This is a genomic window from Gemella sanguinis ATCC 700632, from assembly GCF_000701685.1.
Taxonomy (GTDB): domain Bacteria; phylum Bacillota; class Bacilli; order Staphylococcales; family Gemellaceae; genus Gemella; species Gemella sanguinis.
In genome coordinates this window covers 190,424-197,527 of the sequence record NZ_JNJO01000003.1, presented here as the reverse complement: position 1 = coordinate 197,527, position 7,104 = coordinate 190,424, and the positions used below count along the sequence as shown (strand labels likewise).

Annotated in this window: 4 protein-coding genes; all 4 read right to left on the bottom strand. The window is 30.8% G+C overall.

The genetic code is table 11. The annotated features are described in order from the left end of the window. Nucleotides 1-156: 156 nt before the first annotated feature. The 4 genes from typA to rnr all read right to left on the bottom strand — a co-directional run bounded on the left by typA (nt 157) and on the right by rnr (nt 7,024). A complete protein-coding gene (typA, locus tag T369_RS0103075) occupies nt 157-2,001 on the bottom strand; it encodes a translational GTPase TypA (protein ID WP_006364455.1) in 1,845 nt (614 codons plus the stop codon). A gap of 233 nt (nt 2,002-2,234) precedes the next feature. Further along, nucleotides 2,235-3,890 carry an L-lactate permease gene (locus T369_RS0103070; RefSeq protein ID WP_031551587.1) on the bottom strand — a complete coding sequence of 552 codons (1,656 nt, stop codon included), beginning with the start codon at nt 3,888-3,890 and terminating at the stop codon, nt 2,235-2,237. A gap of 530 nt (nt 3,891-4,420) precedes the next feature. Continuing rightward, on the bottom strand, nt 4,421-4,885 hold the full coding sequence (gene smpB / locus T369_RS0103065) for an SsrA-binding protein SmpB (RefSeq protein ID WP_031551585.1): 465 nt from the start codon (nt 4,883-4,885) through the stop codon (nt 4,421-4,423). A gap of 12 nt (nt 4,886-4,897) precedes the next feature. Further along, nucleotides 4,898-7,024: a ribonuclease R gene (rnr, locus tag T369_RS0103060; RefSeq protein WP_031551582.1), complete on the bottom strand. Its 2,127-nt coding sequence runs from the start codon at nt 7,022-7,024 to the stop codon at nt 4,898-4,900. Nucleotides 7,025-7,104 lie beyond the last annotated feature (80 nt).

Genomic DNA, 7,104 nt, shown 5'->3' with positions numbered 1-7,104 from the left:
TCTTTTATATTTTCTACTTTATTAAACATACTAAAACCTCCTTTGTATACTTATATTATACCATTTTAAAGGTTTTATTTCAGTTAAAAAAAGGCTGTTGACCTATTTGTCAACAGCCTGAAAGCTCAGTTAATATTCTTAACTGAGCTTCAAATTTTATTCTTCTGAATATTTAGCTTTACGTGCTGCTTTTTCACGTGCTGCTTTGTCTAATTCTTTTTTACGTAGACGAATAGACTCTGGAGTTACTTCTAAGTACTCATCATCGTTTAAGTACTCTAAGCTTTCCTCTAACGTCATAATACGAGCTTTTTTAAGTGTTACAGTTTGATCTTTTGTTGAAGAACGTACGTTTGTTTGTGCTTTAGCTTTTGTAATATTTACTGTTAAGTCATTTTCACGGTTATTTTCCCCAACAATCATACCACCATAAACATCAGTTCCTGGTTCAATAAATACTGTTCCACGATCTTCTAAACTTGAGATTGAGTATGCAGTTGATTGACCATTTTCTAATGCAACTAATACACCATTACGTCTTCCACCAACTTTACCTTTTTGCATTGGTTGATAAGAGTCAAAAGTATGGTTAATAATTCCATAACCTTTAGTCATAGACATAAATTCAGTACTATATCCGATTAATCCACGAGCTGGTACATTAAAGATAAGACGAGTTTGTCCATTACCGTCAGCTTGCATATCAATCATATCACCTTTACGTTGTCCTAATGATTCAATTACTGCTCCTACACTTTCGTCTGGAACGTCTACTTGAACACGTTCAACAGGCTCACAGTCAACTCCATCAATATTACGGATAATAACTTCAGGTTTAGATACTTGAAGTTCAAATCCTTCACGTCTTAAATTCTCAATTAAGATTGAAAGGTGAAGTTCTCCACGTCCACTAACAACCCATGAATCACTAGTATTTGGTTCTACACGTAAAGATACGTCAGTTTCTAATTGCTGCATTAGTCTATCTTCAAGTTTACGAGCAGTTACAAATTTACCTTCTTTACCTGCAAATGGTGAATTGTTTACTAAGAATGTCATTTGAAGTGTTGGCTCATCAATATGTAATACTGGTAGAGCTTCCTGATGATCTGAAGGACATACTGTTTCACCTACGTTGATGTCATCCATACCACTTACCGCTACGATATCACCAGCATGTGCTTCATTAATTTCTTCACGTTTTAATCCAAAGTAACCGAAGATTTTAGTTACACGGAAGTTTTTAACAGTTCCGTCAAGTTTCATTAGAGAAACAGATTCCCCAACTTTCATACTTCCACGGAATACACGTCCAATACCAATACGTCCAACATAGTCATTATAGTCTAATAATGCTACTTGGAATTGTAATGGTTCCTCTCTATTATCAACAGGTGCAGGCACGTAATCGATAATAGTATCGTATAGACATTGCATGTTTTCATCTTGTAAGCTAGGATCACTTTCTAATGAAGCTGTTCCATTAATAGCTGATGCATAAACTACAGGGAATTCCAGTTGATCATCATTAGCACCTAATTCGATAAATAGGTCGATTACTTCATCTACTACTTCTTCTGGACGAGCAGAATCTTTATCTATTTTGTTAACAACAACTATTGGTTTTAAGTTTTGTTCTAAAGCTTTTTTAAGTACGAATCTAGTTTGAGGCATTGTTCCTTCATAAGCATCGACTACTAAAAGAACTCCATCAACCATTTTCATAATACGTTCAACTTCTCCACCAAAGTCAGCGTGTCCCGGTGTATCAAGTATATTTATTCTTTTTCCTTTATAATCAATTGCAGTATTTTTTGCTAAAATAGTAATACCACGTTCTCTCTCTAAATCATTAGAATCCATCGCTCTTTCTTCAACATGTTCATTAGAACGGAAAATTCCTGATTGTTTTAATAATTCATCAACCAAAGTAGTTTTACCGTGGTCAACGTGAGCAATAATAGCTATATTTCTAATATCATCTCTTAATTGTACTGACATTTTTTTCTCCTTGTGTAATTCACTTATAAAACAAATTATATAATGTATTTTCATTATAATAATTATACATCTAAATAATTAATCTAACTGTTCAATAATACCACTATTTTGACATCTTGTAAATAAAAATACAAGTAAATTCTCATATTTTTTTAGTACTAGTTTATTACAAGTTAAAAAAAGAAAAAGAAGATTGAGAAAATCTCAATCTTCTTTATTTTAAAGCTTCTATTCTATGGGTGATGAGGAATCATCCATCCTAGTATTCCACTTGCTTGTAGATAAACTATAATACACACTATAATTAGTAAGAAGAAACTGTGTTTAACTGTAAATTTAAGTAAGTCAGATTCTTTACCAACTAATCCAACCGCTGCTGCTGCAACTGCGATAGATTGTGGAGAAATCATCTTACCTACAACCCCTCCAGATGCGTTGGCTGCTACTGCAACTAATGGATCCATTCCAACTCCGTTAGCTGTAACTTGTTGAAGTTTACCGAATAGTAAGTTAGCTGACGTATCTGATCCTGTAATGAATACTCCGATCCAACCAAGAGCCGGTGATAATACTAAGAATGCTTTTCCTGTTGCTGCTAAAGCAGATCCTAGAGTATTTGACATACCTGAAGCATTCATGATGTATGCAAATCCTACTACGAAACAGATTGTTAATAATGCTAGTTTAACTTCTGAGAATGTTTCAACAAAAGTTTTGAATGTATCTTTCCAGCTAAGTTTGATAATGAACTTAGATAGTAAAGCTGCTACAAGAATACCAGTTCCGATAGAACCAATAAGGTCTAATTTAAATACAGCTGCAATTTCTTTATGAGAAATAGAGTTGATTATGTTGTTGTGGATAAGTGGAACTTTAGGGTTAAGAGCAATTGTTTTAAAGTATGCTTTAACTGGTTTTAATGTCCATACAAAGATAATGATTGTTAATACTAGGAATGGAGACCATGCAACAAAGATATCTTTTAATGAATGAGCTGGTACATTTTGTTTATCTTTTTGATCTTCATCTTCACCTTCAAATCTCCAAGTTGTTTTAGGTTTCCAGAATTGAAGTAAAATAACGATAGAAATTAATGATACTAATGAAGAAAGAATGTCAGGTAATTGTTCTCCCATATAGTTAGAACTTAAGAATTGAGCAATCGCGAATGAACCACCAGATACTAATAATGCTGGCCAAACTTCCATAGTTTTCTTGAATCCAGCCATAATTAATACTAAGTAGAATGGAATAAAGATAGAAACTAATGGTAATTGACGTCCGATCATTGCTGCGATTTCAGTTGCTGCGATTGGTGTTCCGTTAGCATATGTAGCTAATCCGTCTAAAGCTGTTACTGGTGCACCAACTGCTCCGAAAGCAACTGGTGCAGTGTTAGCTACCATACAGATACCTGCTGCGTATAAAGGTTTAAATCCTAAACCTACTAAAAGTGCTGCTGTAATAGCAACTGGTGCTCCAAATCCTGCAGCCCCTTCTAAGAATGCTCCGAATGAGAAAGCGATAATTAACGCTTGGATACGTCTGTCATCTGTTAATGATGTAATACTATCACGAATAATTGCAAAGTGACCACTTTTGACTGTCATTTTGTATAAAAATACAGATGTTAAAATAATCCAAGAAATTGGAAGTAATCCATAAACCATACCGTGAATAGTTGACATTGCTGCGAATTGGAATGGCATTTTGAAGAATACAACAGCTACTACAATAGCAACTATAAGTGTAAGCAACCCTGTTAGCCAACCTTTTACTTTAAATCCTGCTAGTGCAACAAGATAGAAAACTATAGGTATTAACGCAACAAGTGCAGAAATATAAAGATTATCAGCCACTGGCTGTAATAATTGAGTGAATTTTTCCATAAATACACTACTCCTTTTAAAAATATATTTTGTTTTTGCAAGAAAATCATTAATATATATACGTGAAATAAAAACTTATATTCCATACCAAATATTATTATAAAATAACCTAATATTCTGTATAAAAATTTCTCGAAAATCCCCTTATCAGTTATAATACAGAAAAATAACTGTATTATTTTTTTGAAAATTTCAAACGAAATAATGTAATTTACAATAATTTTAGTATTGATTTTCTTAATGACATTTAATATTGTAGCACGCTTTCATAAAAAAGTAAAGCGTTTTTATAAAGTTTTTTATCCGATTTTCGTAAATATTATTAAATCAATATTTAATACCTACTATTTTTTGAAATGTATTACAGTATATTTATGAAACAGTTATAAGTTACTATTTTTAAATATAGACATTTTTCTTATTTTTGTCTAAAATTATTTTTTACTATTATCCCAAAAAAAGAAAAGTACATTACCACGGATAATTGGTAATATACTTTCCTCTATGCCTATACAATAAAAAATTGTTATTTAATATCTCTGCTTATCTTTTAATGCTCTATTAATTTCCTTATTAGCTTCTTTTTGTTTTAGTACATGGCGTTTATCATAATTTTTCTTCCCTTTTGCAACACCTATTAAAAGTTTTGCATAACCATTTTTTATATATAGTTTTAAGGGTATAATACTAATTCCAGCCTCATTTTGAGCATTAGTTAGTATTGCAATTTGTTTTTTCTTTAGTAATAATTTTCTAACACGTAGTGGTTCGTGATTAAATCTATTACCTTCTTCAAAGTGAGAAATATGCATATTGTAAACAAACATTTCTCCTCGTCTAGTTTGACAATATGAGTCTTTAAGATTTATTCTACCTCGACGAATTGATTTTATCTCAGTACCTGTTAGCACTAATCCAGCTTCATAAGTATCTTCAATGAAATAATCATGACTAGCTTTTTTATTTTGTGCTATAACTCTACTCTCTTTATTCATATATATCTTCCTCTATTTTCTATTTTTTATTAAAGATTTATGTTTTAAAATTTTAAAGTCTATTTCATAATTTTCTAAGTCTACATTAGCAACTTTAACTATTGCTTCATCTCCAAGACGATATATTTTTTTATTTCGTCTACCTATTAATAACATATTCTTCTCATCATATGTATAATAGTCATCATTCATTGCTTTAATATGCACTAAACCTTCTATATTATTCTCTAGAGTAATAAATACACCAAAGTTTGTTACACTAGAAACAACACCTCTAAATGTTTGTTCCTGATACTTCATCATATACTCACATTTTTTCATCTTGTCTACTTCACGTTCACAATCAACTGCACGCTTTTCATATTCAGACGAACTTTCAGCTAACTCAGGAAGTTTAGTTGCATAATGTTCTAATGTAGATTCTTTAACATCCCCTTCAAACAAATACTTCCTAATCATTCTATGAACTAGTAAATCAGGATAACGTCTTATCGGTGATGTAAAATGCGTATAATACTTAGTTGCTAAAGCAAAGTGCCCAATATTTGTTGTCGAATATCTTGCCTGATTCATCGTTCTAAGCAGTATAGTTGATAACATAGGCTCTATAACTTCACCTTTAAACTTCCTTAACATATTTGATAACATGTATGGTTCAACTTCTTCTATACTACCTTTTACTCTGTAACCAAAGCTTGCAGAAATATCAAAGAATTGTTTTAACTTTTGAACTTTAGGTTCTTCGTGAATCCTGTAGACAAATGGTACTTGCATCCAATAGAAATGTTCACCAATTACTTCATTTGCACTTAGCATAAAGTCTTCTATTAATCTTTCTGCTACACCACGTTCACGTAATACAACATCTAATACTTCACCTTTTTCATCTACAACAATTTTTGACTCAGGTTTGTCAAAATCTATTGCTCCTCGTTTTTCACGGTTTAATCTAATTTTTTTAGATAATTCCAAGGCTGTTCTTAACATTGGAACATATGGTTTATATTCTTCAATAGTTTCTTTATTATCTTCGTAAACTTCATTAACTTTTTTGTATGCTAGCCTACCTTTTGATTCTATTATTGCAGGATAAATATCATAACTCTCAGGTATTCCTTTATCCGTAAAATCAATATCACAACAAATTGTATATCTTAATACATGTGGGTTTAATGAACAAATATTATTTGAAAGCTTTCTAGGTAACATTGGTACTACCCTATCAGCTAAATAAATACTACATCCACGTTTAGAAGCTTCTATGTCTAATGGACTATCTTCAACAACATAGCGGCTAACATCAGCAATAAACACTTTTAATCTATATCCTTTTTTTGTTTTAATAACCGATATCGCATCATCCAAGTCTTTAGCATCATCACCATCTATTGTTACAATCATTTCTTTTGTACAATCACGATATTTATCTTCTTTTTCTATTTTATCGCTTATGTTCTTAGTTTGTTCTTCTACATCTTCTGGAAATTCACTAGGGATTCCATGTTTATAAATAACAGATAATATGTCTACTCCTGGATCATCTTTATGTCCTAGAGATTTTAAAATAATACCTTTATGATCTTCAAAACTAACTTTAGAATAATCAGTTATTTCAACTAATACCTTACTACCATCAACTAAATTAAAGTTCTTAGCATTAGTAATTTTAATATATTTACTAATATTTTTATCATCACTTTTGACGAAAGAAAAATACTTAGCGTTAGTTAGTGTTCCTACCGTATACTTAGTGTTTCTTTCTATAACTTTTTGAACTATTCCTTCTATATTTCTATTATCACTATAAACACTATCTACTTTTACTAGTACTTTATCTCCGCTCATAGCACTTTGAGTGAATCCTTTAGGAACATATACTTCTATTCCTAAATTCTCCGAATAAACAAAAGCAAATCCTTTCTGATGTATCCTAATTATTCCTTCTATTTCTAATTCTTCTTTTACATAAAGAAATTTTTCATTCGGTAACTGTATTATTGTTGATTTTTGTTCTAACTTTCCAACATATTTAACTAGTTCAACAAAATCTTTTGCAGACTCTACTTCTAATTTTTCTTTTAAATCTTCTATACTTAATACTTTATACTGTTTAAATAAATTTATGATTTTTTCTAACATTTAACCCTCCTTTATTACTAATTAAATTTTCTTATAATTACAAATACTAGAATTTATAATTTCAGTTCAAAAATTATATG

Bases quoted from the DNA above. Each gene is read 5' to 3' on its own strand.
- typA (WP_006364455.1), bottom strand. From the start codon at position 2,001: ATGTCAGTACAATTAAGAGATGATATTAGAAATATAGCTATTATTGCT.
- T369_RS0103070 (WP_031551587.1), bottom strand. From the start codon at position 3,890: ATGGAAAAATTCACTCAATTATTACAGCCAGTGGCTGATAATCTTTAT.
- smpB (WP_031551585.1), bottom strand. From the start codon at position 4,885: ATGAATAAAGAGAGTAGAGTTATAGCACAAAATAAAAAAGCTAGTCAT.
- rnr (WP_031551582.1), bottom strand. From the start codon at position 7,024: ATGTTAGAAAAAATCATAAATTTATTTAAACAGTATAAAGTATTAAGT.